At 63.2% G+C, this 16,735-nt stretch carries 10 protein-coding genes and 1 pseudogene; 7 read left to right on the top strand and 4 right to left on the bottom strand.

From position 1 onward, the window contains the following. Positions 1-129 precede the first annotated feature (129 nt). The 7 genes and pseudogenes from R3F72_RS14475 to R3F72_RS14445 all read left to right on the top strand — a co-directional run. Positions 130-1,470: pseudogene (locus tag R3F72_RS14475) on the top strand (UDP-glucose dehydrogenase family protein); the annotation flags it as partial. Positions 1,471-1,663: 193 nt separating this feature from the next. Beyond that, positions 1,664-3,622: a glycosyltransferase gene (locus R3F72_RS14470; RefSeq protein WP_332780004.1), complete on the top strand. Its 1,959-nt coding sequence runs from the start codon at positions 1,664-1,666 to the stop codon at positions 3,620-3,622. Positions 3,623-3,648: 26 nt separating this feature from the next. After that, positions 3,649-5,118: an HlyD family efflux transporter periplasmic adaptor subunit gene (locus R3F72_RS14465; RefSeq protein WP_087719334.1), complete on the top strand. Its 1,470-nt coding sequence runs from the start codon at positions 3,649-3,651 to the stop codon at positions 5,116-5,118. An 81-nt stretch (positions 5,119-5,199) separates the two neighbouring features. Beyond that, positions 5,200-6,102, top strand: coding sequence for a polysaccharide lyase (locus R3F72_RS14460; RefSeq protein WP_332780003.1), 903 nt, complete (start codon positions 5,200-5,202; stop codon positions 6,100-6,102). Positions 6,103-6,130: 28 nt separating this feature from the next. Next, on the top strand, positions 6,131-7,372 hold the full coding sequence (locus tag R3F72_RS14455) for an alginate lyase family protein (RefSeq protein ID WP_332780002.1): 1,242 nt from the start codon (positions 6,131-6,133) through the stop codon (positions 7,370-7,372). Between the two features lie 128 nt (positions 7,373-7,500). Beyond that, entirely contained in the window at positions 7,501-10,263 is a 2,763-nt protein-coding gene (locus R3F72_RS14450) for an SEL1-like repeat protein (RefSeq protein WP_332780001.1), read from the top strand. Continuing rightward, positions 10,260-11,501, top strand: coding sequence for an alginate lyase family protein (locus tag R3F72_RS14445; protein ID WP_332780000.1), 1,242 nt, complete (start codon positions 10,260-10,262; stop codon positions 11,499-11,501). The genes R3F72_RS14450 and R3F72_RS14445 overlap by 4 nt, the downstream gene beginning before the upstream one ends. Positions 11,502-11,630: 129 nt before the next feature. On the opposite strand, the gene R3F72_RS14440 is transcribed toward R3F72_RS14445, so the two are convergent. The 4 genes from R3F72_RS14440 to hflK all read right to left on the bottom strand — a co-directional run bounded on the left by R3F72_RS14440 (position 11,631) and on the right by hflK (position 16,669). Continuing rightward, positions 11,631-12,923 carry an adenylosuccinate synthase gene (locus R3F72_RS14440; protein ID WP_303853382.1) on the bottom strand — a complete coding sequence of 431 codons (1,293 nt, stop codon included), beginning with the start codon at positions 12,921-12,923 and terminating at the stop codon, positions 11,631-11,633. A 101-nt stretch (positions 12,924-13,024) separates the two neighbouring features. After that, a complete protein-coding gene (locus R3F72_RS14435) occupies positions 13,025-14,206 on the bottom strand; it encodes an ATP phosphoribosyltransferase regulatory subunit (protein ID WP_087719409.1) in 1,182 nt (393 codons plus the stop codon). A 262-nt stretch (positions 14,207-14,468) separates the two neighbouring features. Then, positions 14,469-15,434, bottom strand: a complete 966-nt coding sequence (gene hflC, locus R3F72_RS14430) for a protease modulator HflC (RefSeq protein ID WP_087719339.1) — start codon at positions 15,432-15,434, stop codon at positions 14,469-14,471. Then, positions 15,434-16,669 carry an FtsH protease activity modulator HflK gene (gene hflK, locus R3F72_RS14425; protein ID WP_332779999.1) on the bottom strand — a complete coding sequence of 412 codons (1,236 nt, stop codon included), beginning with the start codon at positions 16,667-16,669 and terminating at the stop codon, positions 15,434-15,436. The genes hflC and hflK overlap by 1 nt, the downstream gene beginning before the upstream one ends. Positions 16,670-16,735 lie beyond the last annotated feature (66 nt).

The following is a 16,735-nucleotide window of genomic DNA, read 5'->3' as shown; positions in this document are numbered from 1 at the left end:
GCGGGGAAATTTCAGCGTTTTGGCATTACTCAACAGCTATTCGCGCTGAAGAAGCCGATCCTGATAAGCGATGCCACCAGTCAGTACCTTCAGACCGCTCAATCAGCACCCTCGTGAATGAGGCGGGATGAAGTCATGTGCATGGATGTCGACAGCGACAAGATCGCCGGTCTCGAGAACGGCATCGTCCCTATCTATGAGCCTGGTCTGGAAGCACTGATCAAACAGAACGTGGCCGAAGAACGCCTGCTGTTCACCACCGACCCTGCAGTGGCGGCCAATTTCGGCACCCTGCAGTTCATCGCCGTAGGTACACCGCCGGACGAAGATGGCAGCGCCGACCTGAAATACGTCCTCAGCGTGGCAGATACCATTGCTACCCACATGCAGGAGTACAAGCTGGTCATCGACAAATCCACCGTGCCCGTAGGGACGGCAGACCGTGTCACTGACGCCATTTCCCGCCGGCTGCAGCAGCGCGACGTGGACATCCCCTTCGACGTCTGTTCGAACCCCGAGTTCCTCAAGGAAGGTTCTGCCGTCGAAGATTTCTCGCAGGGCGCACGCATCATCATCGGCTGCGATTCCCCCCGCGTCGAACCGCTGATGCGCGAGTGCTACGCACCCTACAACCGGCGCCAGGAAAAGCTGATGTTCATGGACATCCGCAGCGCCGAACTGACCAAGTATGCCGCCAATGCCATGCTGGCGACCAAGATCAGCTTCATGAACGAAGTGTCGAATCTGGCCGAGCGACTCGGTGCCGATGTCGAAAACGTGCGCCGGGGTATCGGCAGCGACCCGCGCATCGGCTACAGCTTCATCTATCCCGGCTGCGGCTATGGCGGCTCCTGCTTTCCGAAGGACGTTCAGGCGCTCGCCCGTACCGCCAGCGGCGTCGGCTACGAGGCGGAACTGCTCAACGCGGTCGAGGCCGTCAATTACCGCCAGAAGGCGAGCCTTTACACCAAGCTGTCTCAAGCACTCGACGGTGACCTGCAAGGCAAGACCATCGCCGTCTGGGGGCTGGCGTTCAAACCCAACACCGACGACATGCGCGAAGCCCCGAGTCGCGAGCTGATGGAAGCGGTATGGGCAGCCGGCGGCAAGATTCGTGCCTACGATCCGGAAGCCATGAAGGAGTGTCAGCGAATTTACGGCGAGCGGGACGACCTGGTTCTGACGAAACGTCGTGACAACACCCTCGAAGGCGCCGATGCGCTGGTCATCTGCACCGAGTGGAAGGCTTTCCGCACCGTCGACTTCCGCCGCCTGCGCGAACAGCTGACCACGCCAGCGATCATCGATGGCCGCAACCTGTTCAACCCGGAAAGTGTGCGTGCCGCCGGCCTGCTCTACTTCGCGGTCGGTCGCGCCGACTCGCTGCGCATTTCCCAGCCCACCGAGGCCCCCGCGCCGTTGGCGTCACAGGCCGAGCGCAGCGGCCCGGGCATCGCCTACACGCTATAACGTGCGCTGCCGTCGGCGGCGGCAGTGACCGCCGCCGCCCCGATTTCCATCACGGTTCAGGCCGGTGCCATTGCACGGGTCTACAGGAACTTAGCGTCTGCTAGGCGGATTCGGCAGACGCGCAAGGGACGACGTCAAGGAACGACCCCAAGGGCAAGGGACGACGTCAAGGAACGACCCCAAGGACATCCCGATGAGCCATATCAACTACACCCGTGCCAGGCCCAGCAAAGCCTCGGTAGCGACCGAAGCGACGGTCATCCTACTGCTGGCGACGCTGACCCTGCTGCTGGTGACCCATCTGCCGGGCGAAGTCTTTCACCCCGGCTCGAAGAGCTTCATCTTCGCCGTGGGCCTGATAGGGGCCTGGCGCTACTCGTGGTGGTTCGTGCAGGCGGTACGTTCCGTCTGGTACAACCGCCGCATGTTTCCTCGGCTGCGGGCCGAGGCCGATGCCGTCGGCGCCAGAGAGACGCCGGACGCGCTCTATATCCTGTGTACCTCGTTTCGGATCGACACCGAGGTCACTTTCGCCGTCTACGACGCCCTGATTCGTGATGCCGCGAATTATGGCGTGCCGACGACGCTGTTCGCCGCCATCGCCGATCGCAGCGATGTCGACATCATCGACCAGGTGATGGAGGAGCATGGCTGGCCCGACAACGTCAGCGTGCGTTACATGTTCCAGAAAGGTGATGGCAAACGCTCGGCCATGGCCGAGGTGTTGCGCGCCATCTCCCGCTGCATGCCGACACACCGCTCGCTGCTGGTCAGCATGGACGGTGACATCCGCATCGAACCCGGCACGCTGGAACGTTCGCTGTCGTTCTTTCTGGCCAAGGATGATCTGGGCGCGATCACCACCAACAATAACGCGGTGGTCATCGGCAACGACGTGACCAAGGAGTGGTACGACCTGCGCTACGCCCAGCGTCACCTGGTCATGAGCTCGACCTCGGTATCCGAGCGACTGCTCGTCCTGACCGGCCGCTACAGCGCGTTTCGTGCCGATCTCGCCACGGAGCCCGAGTTCATCGAGCTGGTCGAGAACGACCACGTCGAGCACTGGCGTTTCGGCAACTTCAAGTTCCTCTCCGGCGATGACAAGTCGACCTGGTTCTGGCTGCTCAAGAACCGCTGGAAGATGCTCTACCTTCCGGATGTCTACGTCACCGGCTTCGAGGAGTTGCCCGAGCGTCGTCGATTCTTCAAGTCGACACTCGATCTGATGCGCCGCTGGTTCGGCAACATGCTGCGCACCAACGGCCGTGCCATCGCACTGGGGCCAAGCCGCATGGGCTGGTTCACCTGGTGGAGCCTCGTCGACCAGCGGCTTTCCATGTGGACCACGCTGATCGGCCCCACCATTGCCATCATGCTGACGCTGTTCGTGCGCCCATCGTTCATCTTCGCCTACCTGCTGTGGATCCTGATGACCCGCGGCCTGACCAGCCTGGTACTGGCCTGGCAGCGCGGACGCTGGAGCGCACTGTGGGTGCCGATGCTCTACTACAACCAGCTCAGCGGCGCGATCCTGAAGACCTATGTCAGCTTTCGCTTCAACCGCCAGAAATGGTCACGCCAGGGCATTTCCGCCGGCGAGCCCGACGATCCTCGCGCAGCCCGTCGCCAGCGACTGGGCGGCCATTTCATCCACGCCCTCTACTTAGGTGGCCTGATATTCGTGCTGGCCGTCTTCGGCGGCATCATGGCCCCGGCCGATCGCCTGTCGATCGCGGCGATGACCGGCGCCCAGCCGGAGACGCTCGAGGAAGACGCCGCCGACAACCGCTGGCTCGCGCTGACGCTGACCGATGCACCGGAGGGCGGCAGTATTCATCTGCCGGCCGGCCACTACCGGATCGATGCCCGATTCAACGACCAGGTCGCCTCGCTGGACAGGATTCGCGGCACCAGACTTCACGGCTATGGCGACCCGGACGCCCCGACCACGCTGGAGGTCGGCACCGGGCTCGCATCGCAGATCCGTTCCGGCGACACCACGCTCGCCAGCGCTGGCAAGTTCGACTGTGACGCCCAGCAGCCCTGTCAGATTGAACTTGCCGGTCACGCTATCCAGCTGACGGCGCTATCGCTGTCGCTCGAAGGCAGCCACATGGAAGAAAACGCGCTGGCCCAGAACCGCCAGTAGCCAGGGAATTTCAAGGAGACATCACCATGTCAGATCATGACCGCCTGTCAGGCCACGACAACGACACCCCCCGGGACCCGGACCAGTTGCGCCATGAACGCCGCGACGAGCGCCGCCATGTCCGCGTCGAAATGCCCTTCAACGTTCGTCTGGGGGATGATCGGGTCGTCAAGGGCCACGATCTCTCGATGGGAGGCTTTTCCGCCGAGACCTCGATGCATCTAGAGCTTCAACGCGAGATCCCCGTTGCGCTGATGCTGACCGCCAGCGGTGTCGAACTGGCCCTGCCCGCGATGGCACGCCCACTGCGCGAGATCGGCGACGCGCGCCAACAGCGCGTCGCGTTCGAATTCACCCAGATGGAGTCCCGCCAGCGCGATATCCTGCGCCGGGTGATTCGCGCCCAGATGAGCGGACGCCATGTCAGTCTCGATGGTCTGGTCGACCCGCAGGATGCCCAGACACCCCGCAAGCGCCGTGGCAACGTCGCGACACCGGCCACCAAGCCCAAGCGTCGCGTTCCCATGTTCCGCTATATGGCGTTGCTCGTCGCCGCGGGCGTCTTGACGGCGGCAGTTGCCGCGACGGTCTATCGCAACGTCTTTCTGATCGAGCCGAGCTTTGCCGCGGTGACGGCGCCGCGAACGGATATCCTGGCGCCCGGCGCCGGCCAGTTGAAAGATCTGGAACTCAACGCCGGCGACAAGGTCGAGCGCGACCAGCCACTGATCCAGGTCAATAACGCCGAACTCCAGAACGATCTGCTGCTGTCCCAAGCCTCGTTCGACTACAACAAGCGCCTGATCGACAACCTACAGGACAGCCTCGACGATGCTGGCAACCACAAGGTCAGCGTGGCGACATCCTCCAACCCCGCAGACGGCGAGCTGGGTTACGAGACTCTGTCGCCGGAAATCGCGAGGACTCGGGTGGAGCAGTTCGAAACGGCCCGCGACTACGAAAGTTCGCGTATCGATGCCTACAAGGCGCGGGTATCGGCCAACACCATCTACAGCCCGTGTGACTGTGAAGTGGCCTGGGCACTCAGCGCTGCCGGCGGCACCTACGTCAACGAAGGCGATCGTGTCATGACGCTGGTCAGCACCCACAACAACGACGTCATGGTCGAGGCGCTGGTGCATATGGAAGACATCGGCGATATCGAGAACCACCAGCAGGCCTATATCGCCCTGCCCAACGCATCGGAGCCGATTCCCGCGCGTGTGCGTAGCGTCGCGCTCGATGTCGAACGTCAGCCGCGTGCCGGCTTCCCGGACTGGGTGCGCCAGCAGCAGAACGTGGCGAGCGTGCTGCTGGTACCGGAAGAGACGTTGCCGGCCGGCGCCGTGGGTACACCGGTCGACGTCCGCTTCACCGAAGCGCCGATGCTCGACACGGCCGCGGAGTGGACCTACCAGGCGGGCCGCGCCATGTATCAGGGTGTTCAATCGCTGTGGACGAGTGCCGCCGACGGGATGAAAAGCGCCATGAACTGAGCCTTCGACTGGCCGTCGCGTGAAGCGACCGTGAAGCGCTACCGAAACCCATCGCAAACGAACCTTGCCGAGGAAATGACCATGACGCGATCCCAGCTCGACAATGCCAACCGCCGCTCATTGCGCCTTTCGGGCACGGCGGCGCTGATCGCCGGCGCGTTGACTGTCGTCTCCCTGCCCGCGCAGGCCGCCAGTGACGGTGATCTCACCCAGCCACAGGTGTCGGCCTGCTCGACACGCTACGCCCCGGTACATGCCCCGGGCATGAACATTCAGGCCAATGCGGATCCCAAGGCCTGGGTCAAGAGCGGGCTCGATGCCGAGCGACGCTGGGGTGAACAGAACCTGCAGGTGCTGAGCAACGATGAGAGCGGACTCGACGCGCCCGCCCTGCGTGTCAGCTACCCGCAAGGCAGCTCGTCGCCCAGCGATGCCGCAGAGGGCGGCGCCGGCTTCGTGATGCCGGTGCCGGCGCTGCGTCAGGCCGATCGCGCCTGCCTGCGTTACCAGGTGCGCTTCCAACCCGGCTTCGACTTCGTCAAAGGTGGCAAGTTGCCGGGCCTCTACGGCGGTGACGGCCCCACCGGCGGCGACGAGGTCACTGGCAAGAACGGTTTCTCGATGCGTTTCATGTGGCGCAAGCAGGGTCAGGGCGAGCTCTACGAATACGTCGCCAATAAAGACGCCGACTACGGCGAATCGGTCGGCCGTGGCCGATGGCACTTCACGCCGGGGCAGTGGGTCAGCGTGGAGCAGGAGATCGTGCTCAACGATCCCGACCGCGACAACGGCATCGCGCGTGTCTGGGTCGATGGGCAACCGGTTCTCGAGCAGCGAAGCATCGTCTATCGCACCACTGAAGACGTGCATATCGACGGCCTGATGTTCTCGACCTTCTTTGGCGGTCACGGCAGCGACTGGCGCACACCGCGTCACCAGGTCGTCGATTTCGCCGACTTCACCCTGATGACCCCCAGGACGTGATCCATCCTTTCGACAGGAGTCGATTTTCATGAAACGGACGTCACTCGCAGGCCGTGTGGGCCTGCGTCTCACTCTCGCGATGCTACTGGGCGTGACCGCCTCCGGGCTGGCGCTTTCGGCCCAGGCGATGAGCTACGAACAGCGCCAGAAACTGGATCTGTCGGAATATACGGTCACCGACCCCGACGCCTCCTATTTCGACGTCAAGGCCCGCATGGCCTTGCTGCAGCAGACGGACAACGATCTGCTGCAGTACAACCGTGACCAGCTCGAGCCCGGCCCCAGCTGCCAACAGGAACTGTCCAAGCCGGCACTGGACAGCGTCATCCGGATCCCCGGCTATTATCCGCAACCCCAGGCCTGGGAACTGGCTTCCGAGCCACTGTTCGATTTCGAGGACACCGTCTCCAATCTGGCTGGCGCCTACGTCGCCTCCGGGGATGACTACTACGCCGACTGCCTGGTGCGGTTTCTCGACAAATGGGCGACTCAAGACGCATTGAGCCAGTTCTATTACGACCGTCTCGAACCCCAGGGCTGGTACTCGACCGAGTCGATGATGTTTGCCGCCGCCATGGCCTACTCCATCGTGCGTCCGGTCGTGGCGGACAAGCGCCCCGACGCGATCGAGCGCATCAATCACTGGCTCAACACGCTGGCACACCAGCACTCGTCCATCCGCGGCGGAGACCCGAGCTGCTGCAACAACCACTTCTACCGTCGGGCGCTCTACGCCAGCATGATTGGCGTGCTGACGGACGACGACGAGCTTTTCCAGTTCGGCGTCAGCGCCGTCTACTCGGCACTCAGCGACATGACCCCACGCGGAGCCTTGCCCCACGAGATGGCTCGTGGACGACGCGCCAGCCACTATCAGAACTATGCCCTGCTGTACCTCGTCAACATCATGCAGGTGGCCTATCGCCAAGGCTACGATCTGTTCGACTTCGAGTACGACGGTCATACCGTCGACGATGCCATTCAGTTTGCGCTGGACACCTTCGACGACCCGGCAGCGCTGGGGGATCTGGCGACCCACGCCCAGTACTACGGCTTCCTGGACGACGAGCAGTACCTGGCCTGGATGGAGGTCTATCTCCAGCACCGCGAGGATCCGAGAATTTCTCGTTACGTGAGCCAGAGGCGGCCCATCGACAACCGCAGTGCCGGGGGCTACGTCACCCTCTACTTCATGGATCCGACAGCCCAGCCTCGTGCGCTGCCGGAACCCGAAGAGCAGCAACTCGCCACGTTCGAGCCCGACGCCTGATTTCGAGCCCGACGCCTGATTTCGTCCCGAGGTTCGAGTTCGAGCCTTATCACGGCCTCGGGACCCGACGATCCACTGATCCAGGACCGTTCCAGGGACGGAACGGCTCCGACCCAAAGGAGATTCGCATGACGACATCCATTCGCACAGACCTGCCGACCCCGTCACGCCTGCCCACCAACCGATTCATGCCAGGCCTGGCCTCGGTCTTGATTTCAGCCATAATGCTGACCGCCTGCGCCGGCCAGGGTACACAGGACATGCAAACCGTTGCCGCCCAGGATCAGGCACTGTTTGCCCATCGCTACGTCGAGTCGATGCCTTCGACCGACTGGAACCGCATGGAATACATCCGCAATCTGCAGGCCGAGGGCCAAAGCCTGAAAGCCATCGAGCTGCTCAAACCCATGGCACGGACGCACCCCGAAGCCCGTTATGAGCTGGCACGAATCTACGATGAGGGCGCCGGCGTCCCCCGCGACCCCGAACTGGCCGTTCACTACTATCGTCAGGCCGTCCCCTATGAATTCAGTGGACTGGACAACGCCTCGCTGAAACTGGGCCGGCTCTATCTCGCCGGGGACGGCGTCAAACGGGATCCCGCCCTGGCCTGGAATCTGTTCCAGCAGGCCATCGACCACGACGGCAACCCCAGTGCTCGCATCGAGGTCGCCGAGATGCAGCTGACAGGCGAAGGCGTGCCGCGTGATGTCGATGCCGCTCGCGAGCAGCTGGAAAAGGCAGCGGCCCAGAACGAGCCGCGCGCCCTTGAGACACTGGCCGAAAACTATGCCGCCGGCGGCGCTTTCGGCAACGACCCGAGCCGGGCACGGGCCTATGCCGAGCGTTATGCGCAGGCAATGACCTCGCGCGCCGAGAGCGGCGATGTCGATGCCATGCTCGCGCTGTCGCGACTCCACGCCGAAGATGGCCTGCTGCCGCAACCCGAGCGTCAGCAGCAGTGGTTGACCCGGGCAGCCGAAAGCGGCGACCCGCAAGCGCTGGCCGCCGCCGGCCATCTGCTGCTCGACCGGCAGGATCCCTCCGAAGGTCTGAGCATGCTCGAACGCGCAGCGCAAACCGGCAACGTGGATGCCGCCTACTGGCTGGGTCAGGCCTATCTGGGCGAAGGCCAGGTCGAAGCCGATCCGGCGCTCGCCGAAAAATGGCTGACCAAAGCCTCGGAGCAGGGCCAGCTCGACGCTACTCGCAGCCTGGGGCAAGCCCATTTCGACGGCGAGGTGTTACCCGAAGACCCCCAGCGAGGCATTCAACTGCTGGAGCAAGCCGCCCAGCACAACGACGCCTACGCTCTCGCCCTGCTGGGCAACGTCTATCTCGATGGCGACAAGGTCCAGGCCCAGCCGCAGCGCGGCGTCGAGTATCTCAAGCGCGCCAATCGGCTCGGCCATCCTTACGCCACCGCTCGCCTGGGCGAGGCTTATCTCAAGGGGGAAGGCATGCCCGCCGACCCGGTTCAGGGCGTTGCGCTGCTGACTGACGCTGCCAATCAGAAACAGAGCGGCGCCGCACGGGCCCTGGGCATCGCCTACATGGATGGCACCGGCCTACAGCGTGATCCGGCCAAGGCGCAACAGTGGCTGAGCCGTGCCGTCGAACAGGATCCCACCGACACCACCTCGAAGACGCGGCTCGGCCAAGGTTACCTGGAGGGCAAGCTCCCCGGTGCCAGCCGCCAGGGCGTGAAACTGCTCGAAGAAGCCGCTGATCAAGGTGACGACTACGCCATGGTGGTGCTCGGTCGCGCCTACCGCGAGGGCGTCGGCGTGCCGCCGAACCTGAACCGCTCGGAACTGTGGCTTCAGCGGGCCGCGCGTGCGGGCCACCCATCGGCACGACAGGCGTTGGCACGTACCTACCGTGCCAGCGGCGAGCAAGGCAATATCGAAGACCTGATCCGCGCTGCCAATATGGGCGAAGTCCCCGCCATGGCGGATCTGGGCCGGGCCTATCTACGCGGACAGGGCGTCCGCGCCAGCTACGCCAGCGCGCGCCAATGGCTGACGAAAGCCGCCGATGCAGGTCATCCCGGCGCGACGGCCTCGCTTGGCCAGATGTATGCGGAAGGATTGGGGGTCGGCGTCAACAAGAGGCGCGCCGCAGGCTATTTCGAACAAGCGATCGCCGCCGGCCATGTCGGAGCCCAGGCCGATCTCGGTCAAATGCTGCTGACCGGCGATGGCATCCCCGCCGACCCGCAACGCGGCGTCCGACTGCTGACCCGCGCGGCCAACGCTGGACATGGTTCTGCCGGCGTGACGCTCGGCGAAGCCTATCTCAACGGCAATGGCGTCACCGCGGACCCGGAGCGTGGCGTGCGCTATCTCTCCCGGGCAGCGGAACGCGGTGACGACAACGCCCAGCGCGTCCTGGGGCTGGCCTATCTCGAAGGCAACGGCGTCGATCCGGACGCCGACGAAGCCGTGAGCTGGCTCTCCCGCTCGGCGAGCAATGGCAATGCCTCCGCGCAAGCGGCGCTGGGCTCGGCCTATCTCGAAGGCCAGGGTGGCGTCACTCAGGACATCGACAAGGGCAAGCAACTGCTGACCGCCGCCGCCGAGACTGGCCACGCCGGCGCCGAGGCCGCACTCGGACGCGCCTATCTCAGCGGAGAGGTACTGCCGCGGGATCCCCACAAGGGCGCGGAACTGCTGGTCGATGCCGCACGTCAGGGGCACCGCTCCGCTCGCATCTCACTGGCTCAGGCCTTTCTGCAAACGCGGGGCGTCGAGTTCGTCAATCAGCAGCAGGCGATGATCTGGCTCGACGGTGTCATGGAAGGCGACAGCGAAACCGCGATCGATACCCTCCAGGACCTGCTGGAGAATCCCGAGGCGGCTACCGCTGCCGGGGATGCATCCTCCACATGATCCGATATCGCCGACGACAGGCGCTGGCACTGGTACTCACCGCGCTGACACTCCCGATGCTGGCGCCGGTGGCAACAGCTGGAACCACGATCCCCCAGGCCGCGACGGACATCGCGGCTTCGGCCGTCATCGACCGAGCCGAGAGCGAACGCCGGAAACCGCTCTACAGCGTGGTGAACAAAACCCGGCTACCGGCCAGCGAAGACGCACACGATTACTTCAGCTTTGCGCCCTACTGGTGGCCGGACCCGGACAGTGATGACGGCCTGCCCTATGTGCGGCGTGATGGCGAATACAACGAAGCGACGCTCGGCGATGCAACCGACAAGCAGCGGTTGATCGATTTCATCGACACCGTCAACGTGCTCTCCTGGAGTTACCGCCTCACCGGTGACGAGCGCTATGCCCAACGTGCCGTGGCGCAACTACGCCACTGGTTCATTGCTCCCGAGACACGGATGGCGCCTAACCTGCGCTACGCCCAGGCCATACCGGGACGGGTCGAAGGGCGTGGAATCGGCATCATCGAAAGTCGGCTGCTGATCGGCCTATCCGATTCGATCCGGCACCTGAAGCCCTCCCCCGCGCTGACCGACGAAACGTTCGGCCAACTGAAACAGTGGTACGGCGACTATCTGGACTGGATGCTGACGAGCGAGAACGGCCGGAAGGAACACGCCAAGCGCAACAACCACGGCACCTGGTACGATGCGCAGGTCGTGGCCTTTGCCCGCTTCGTCGATCGCCCGGCACTGGCCAAGCGCCAGCTGCATGAAGTGCTGGACCGCCTGGAGACGCAGTTCGAACCCGACGGGCGCCAACCGCTGGAGCTGGAGCGCACCCGCCCATGGCACTATGCCAATTTCAATCTGGCAGCCTGGTCAGTACTGCTTCGCGAAGCTTCGGCGCTAGGGCTGACCTGGCCCGAGGAGGAAGCGGACCGGGCGCGTCTGGCCGCCGCCTACCGCTGGGTCGCCGATCATGCGGCTAATCCCGATGACTGGTCGTATCAGGAACTTCACGGTTTCGATTCCGCCATTGCGCTCCCCAACCTGGTGATGGCAGCGCGTCATCATCTGCTGCGAGACGACAGCTTGTTGCAAGACAATAGCCTGCTGCAAGACAAGGGCCGTATCGGACCGCTCTTCCAGCGCTGGGTACAGGACCCTGATCGTGACTCGGCCATGGCGGCAACGGCGTTGCTGTCATTGGCGAAGAGGCCCACTCCCCTCCCTTGAACGAAGATGGCCCGCTGCCAGGGCAGCGGGCCATCTTCTGTCATCGATCGACTGCTCCACCGACCGACTGTTTCACCGATCGATGACTTCACCGTCCGATTGCTTCGACGAGCGGCTCAGCGCGAGCGATCAATCAAACGGGTTGCGCAGCACGATCGTCTCGTTACGGTCGGGGCCGGTAGAGATGATATCGATCGGCGTACCGACTTCTTCTTCCAGGAAGGCGATATACGCGCGCGCATTCGCCGGTAGATCCTCGACGCTACGCACCCCGATGGTGGATTCGTTCCAGCCCGGCAGATCGTGATAGAGCGGCTCGATCACTTCGTACCCTTCGGAATCGACCGGGTTGTCGATGGTTTCGCCATCCTTGCTGCGATAGCCGACGCAGACGCGGATATTCTCGAGCCCGTCGAGCACATCGAGCTTGGTCAGGCAGATGCCGGAGACCGAGTTGATCTGCACCGCGTGACGCAGCGCCACGGCGTCGAACCAGCCGCAGCGACGCGCGCGGCCAGTGGTTGCCCCGAACTCGTGCCCTTTCTCGGCGAGGTGCCGGCCGAACTCATCGAACAGCTCGGTGGGAAACGGGCCGGAGCCGACACGCGTGGTGTAGGCCTTGGTGATGCCCAGCACGTAGTCGAGGTAAAGCGGGCCGACCCCGGAGCCGGTCGCCGTGCCGCCAGCGGTCGTGTTGGAGCTAGTGACATAGGGGTAGGTACCGTGGTCGATATCCAGCAACGAGCCCTGAGCGCCCTCGAACAGGATATTCTCGCCGGACTTGCGGATATCGTGGACCAGGGAGACCGTGTCGCAGACCATGGGGCGCAGCTCTTCGGCAAAGCCCATCGCCTGATCCAGCACTTCCTGGAAGTCGACGGCCGGTTCACCGTGATAGCGGGTCAACACGAAGTTGTGATAATCGAGCACCTCGCCCAGCTTGGAGGCGAAACGTTCACGGTGCAGGATGTCGCCCAGGCGCAGGCCGCGACGCGCGACCTTGTCTTCGTAGGCCGGTCCGATGCCGCGTCCGGTCGTGCCGATCTTGGCAATGCCGCGAGCCTTTTCACGCGCCTGGTCGAGGCGCACGTGGTAAGGCAGGATCAGAGGACAGGCCGGCGACAGACGCAGACGCTCGCGCACCGGCACGCCCTTGGCCTCCAGCTCCTTGATCTCCTCCATCAACGCTTCCGGCGACAGCACGACGCCATTGCCGATCACGCAGATCTTGTCGTCGCGCAACACGCCGGAAGGAATCAGATGCAGAACCGTCTTCTCGCCGTCGATCACCAGCGTATGGCCGGCATTGTGCCCGCCCTGGAATCGCACCACGGCACTGGCGGACTCGGTCAACAGGTCGACGACCTTGCCCTTGCCCTCATCGCCCCACTGAGTACCCAATACGACTACGTTCTTGCCCATTGCTCTCGTCTCTTGATCAACCCGTCGCGATCCGGTCGTTCGTCGCGATCCATTTGCTGTATCCACGCTGGCGTCTGTGAACAGGTTCTGACAGCGTTGGCTCAATTCAGCGGCTCGATACGCCACTCGCCATCCTGAAGCACCAGATGACGATTGCAGCGGTGTGACTCGGGACCGGTCCGCTGGTCGGGCAGCGCCTGGATCACGCGCTCTCCCTGGGCCCGTAGCCGATTGATGGTCTCATTGAGCGCGGCGTCCGTCTGGTTCGGTGCCCAGATGCCATTGGTTGGCGGCTCTCGTTCGGCCAAGGTCGCCAGTTGCTTGAGATCCATGGAAAATCCAGTGGCCGGGCGAGCACGGCCAAAGGCCTGGCCGGTATCGTCGTAACGGCCGCCCTTGCTCAACGCCTGGCCGTATCCCGGCACGTAGGCGGCGAACACCATCCCGGTGTGGTACTGGTAACCGCGCAGCTCGGCGAGGTCGAAGTAGAACGATACCTCGGGATGCTCGGCAACGACGCCGCGATGCAGCCGCATCAACTGATCGAGCGCGTCCAGAACGGCTCCCGGCGCCTCGGCCAATACCTGCTGGGCATGTTCCAGAATCTCCGCCCCGCCATGCAACCGCGGGAGTTCGCTGAGCATCCGCGCGAGTTTGGAGTCCCCGACATTGGCGGCCACCAGTTCGTCGATGACAATGTAAGCCTTGCGTTCGATGGCATCGAACAGCGCTCGTTCGACGTCATCGCTCCAGTCGACGGCACGTACCAGCTCGCGGTAGATCGCAGTATGGCTCAGCGCCAGGTGGATCTCCTTGGCGCCCGCCGCCTCGAGGCTGGAAAGCGCCAGCCTCAACACTTCGATATCGGCATCCAGCCCAGCGTGGCCGAAGAGCTCGACGCCAACCTGCATGGGGCTGCGGCCGCCCTGATGCTTGTCGGCCTTGGCCCGTAGCACCGTCGTGCAATAGCACAGACGCACGGGACCCTGACGCTTCAGCGAATGGGCATCCATGCGCGCGACCTGAGGCGTCACATCGGCGCTGGCGCCCATCATTCGTCCGGTCAACTGATCGGTCAGCTTGAACGTCTGCAGATCCAGATCGGTGCCGGTACCGGTCAGCAGCGAATCGAGAAATTCGACCGGCGGCGGCATGACCAGGTCGTAGCCCCAGCGGTCGTACAGGTCGAGCAGCGTCCGACGCAACTCCTCCATCCGGGTTGCCTGCGGCGGCAATACTTCATCCATGCCGTCGGGTAGCAACCAGCGGTCAGCGATCGTCATGAGCTTTTCCTGCCCAGCGGTAATTCGGTAAAGATCGGAGGCAAAGACCAGCTTCGCCATCCCGTGATAGTTGCAGCCGGAGCGCTGCGAGGCGGGTGCATTGCGCAAAGACTTGATCGTATGAAGACGTGATTGCGCAAAAACAGGCCGCACAAAAAAGCCGGGCTAAACCCGGCTAGGCAATAGTACCACGAAACGCCCGCGGGGAAATCCCGCGGGCGTTCGATTTCCTAGATGGCGGTGTCATTCATCCGCTCGACCCTCATGGCGCCGGAGCCTCGGCAGGCGTCGCGTCCTTCAGGTAGCGGAAGAAGTCGCTGTCGTTCGGGCTCAACACCAGCAGATCCTTCCCTTCGCCGTTGAAGCTGTCGCGATAGGCCTGCAGCGTACGATAGAACGAGAAGAAGTCCGGTGCCTGCTGATAAGCGCTGGCATAGATCTGCGCTGCCTGGGCATCACCCTCACCGCGCGTGGTCTCCGCTTCCTGGCGACCGTTGGCGAGGATTTCCTGGCGCTGACGATCGGCGTCGGCACGAATCGCCTCGGCCTGCTGGGAACCTTCCGCACGATAGGTCCTCGCCGCCTGCTCCCGCTCCGAATTCATGCGCTCGTAAACTGCCTGAGTCACCTCGGGGGGCAGCTCGATCCGTTTGACGCGAATATCGAGGATATGGACACCCAACTCGTCGCGCATCGCCTGGTCGAGCTGCTGTACCGGCTCGACCATCAGCTCTTCCCGAGCCCCTTCGACGGTATCGGCACCCTTGTCCTCGCCGACCAGTTCCTGATTGTCGCTCTCTGCCGCGATTCGTTCCTGGATGATCGAGGACATCTCGGTCTGGCCGAACTTGTTACGCAATGCTTCGTCGGTTCGCGGCGCGATCAGGTTCTCGGCGACCTGGATGTTGCCACGCGTGGCCTCGTAGAACTGCCGAGGATCGGCGATCTTCCACTTCACGAACGAGTCGACGATCACCGCCTTGGAGTCCGCCGTCAGGTAGCGCGTCGCGCTGGAATCGACCGTCTGCACACGCACATCGAAGATTCGCACCGTGTTGAATACCGGCAGCTTGAAGTGCAGGCCGGGGCCGATGTCGTTTTCGATCACCTCACCGAAACGCAGCTTGATGGCCCGCTCGGTTTCGTTGACGACGTAGAAGCTGGCGCTGGCAAACCAGGCCAGCAATGCCAGGATGATGACGCCAATCAGGGCGCGATTATTAAACATTAGCGACCCTCCCGCAGGCTGGAACTACGTGTCGGCTGCTGCGAGCCACTGTTCATCTGATCGATCACCTGCCGTGAAATCTGTTCAAGCTGTTGCATGCTCATCGACGACGAGTCGCTTTGGCTGCTGTTGCCACCGGCCTGCATCTGATTGAGCGGCAGTACGGTCACCGCATTGCTATCACCCAGGTCGACGAGCGCCTTGGGCGTCTTGGCAAGTACCTGGCTCATGGTTTCCAGATAGAGACGCTGACGCGTCACATCCGGCGCCTGCCGATATTCGCTCAGCAGGGAATTGAAGCGATTGGTCTGACCAATGGCATCGGATACCGAAGCGGCCTTGTAGCCATTGGCCTCCTCGATGAGACGCTGCTGCTGACCCTTGGCCTCGAGAACGACGGCCTGGCTATAGGCGTTGGCCTGGTTGATAGAGCGCTGGCGCTCCTCCCGGGCACGAATGACATCGTCGAAGGCGTTCTGAACCTGATCCGGCGGCGCGGTCGATTCGACGTTGACCGTCTGCAGACGCAGGCCGGTACCGTAAGCATCCATGTAGGCCGTCAACCGCTCGAAGACCCGCTGCCCCAGTCGGTCACGACCGGTGGTCAGGATTTCCTGCAGATGCATGTTGCCCACTTCCTGGCGCAATGCCGAGTCCATGGCGTTCTGCAGCGTCATCTCCGGCTCGTTGACGTTGACCAGGAACGCATGCGAATCGCTCACCACATACTGCGCCGAGACGCTGACGCGAACGATGTTCTCGTCACTGGTCAGCATCGAATCCGTCTGCGTCGCAGAGCGGATGCTGGTCACGTTGACGTTATCCACGCGATCGATGATCGGCGGATTCCAGTGCAGACCGGGATTCAAGGTATCGGTGTACTTGCCGAGCCGGAACACCACACCGCGCTCGGACTGATCGATCAAATGGAAACCGGACCCGGCCCAGATCACGACCGCAACGATCAATACCAGAATCGGCAATATGAATGGGTTGCGCTTGCCACCGGCACCATTGCTGCCGCTGGAACCATCGCCGCCAGAACCGGAACGCTTGCCGCGACCGCCCAGCAGACGATTGATCTTGTCCTGAAACTTCTTCAGCGCTTCATCGAGATCCGGTGGCCCCTGATTGCCACCGCCGTTGTTGCCACCATTACCACTCGGGCGTCGGCCCCCTCCGCCGCCCCAGGGGTCCTGCTGGTTGTTGCCACCACCAGGCTCATTCCAAGCCATACCTAGTCTCCAATGATGCAGTCAAAGCGTTGCGTCAGGCCAAAGCATTACGCATGGCATCGGGAG

Source organism: Salinicola sp. 4072 (assembly GCF_036663415.1).
In the GTDB taxonomy this organism is placed as follows: Bacteria; Pseudomonadota; Gammaproteobacteria; order Pseudomonadales; family Halomonadaceae; genus Salinicola; species Salinicola salarius_A.
The sequence above is the reverse complement of the archived record's forward strand: the minus strand, read 5'-3'. Positions and strand labels throughout refer to the sequence as shown.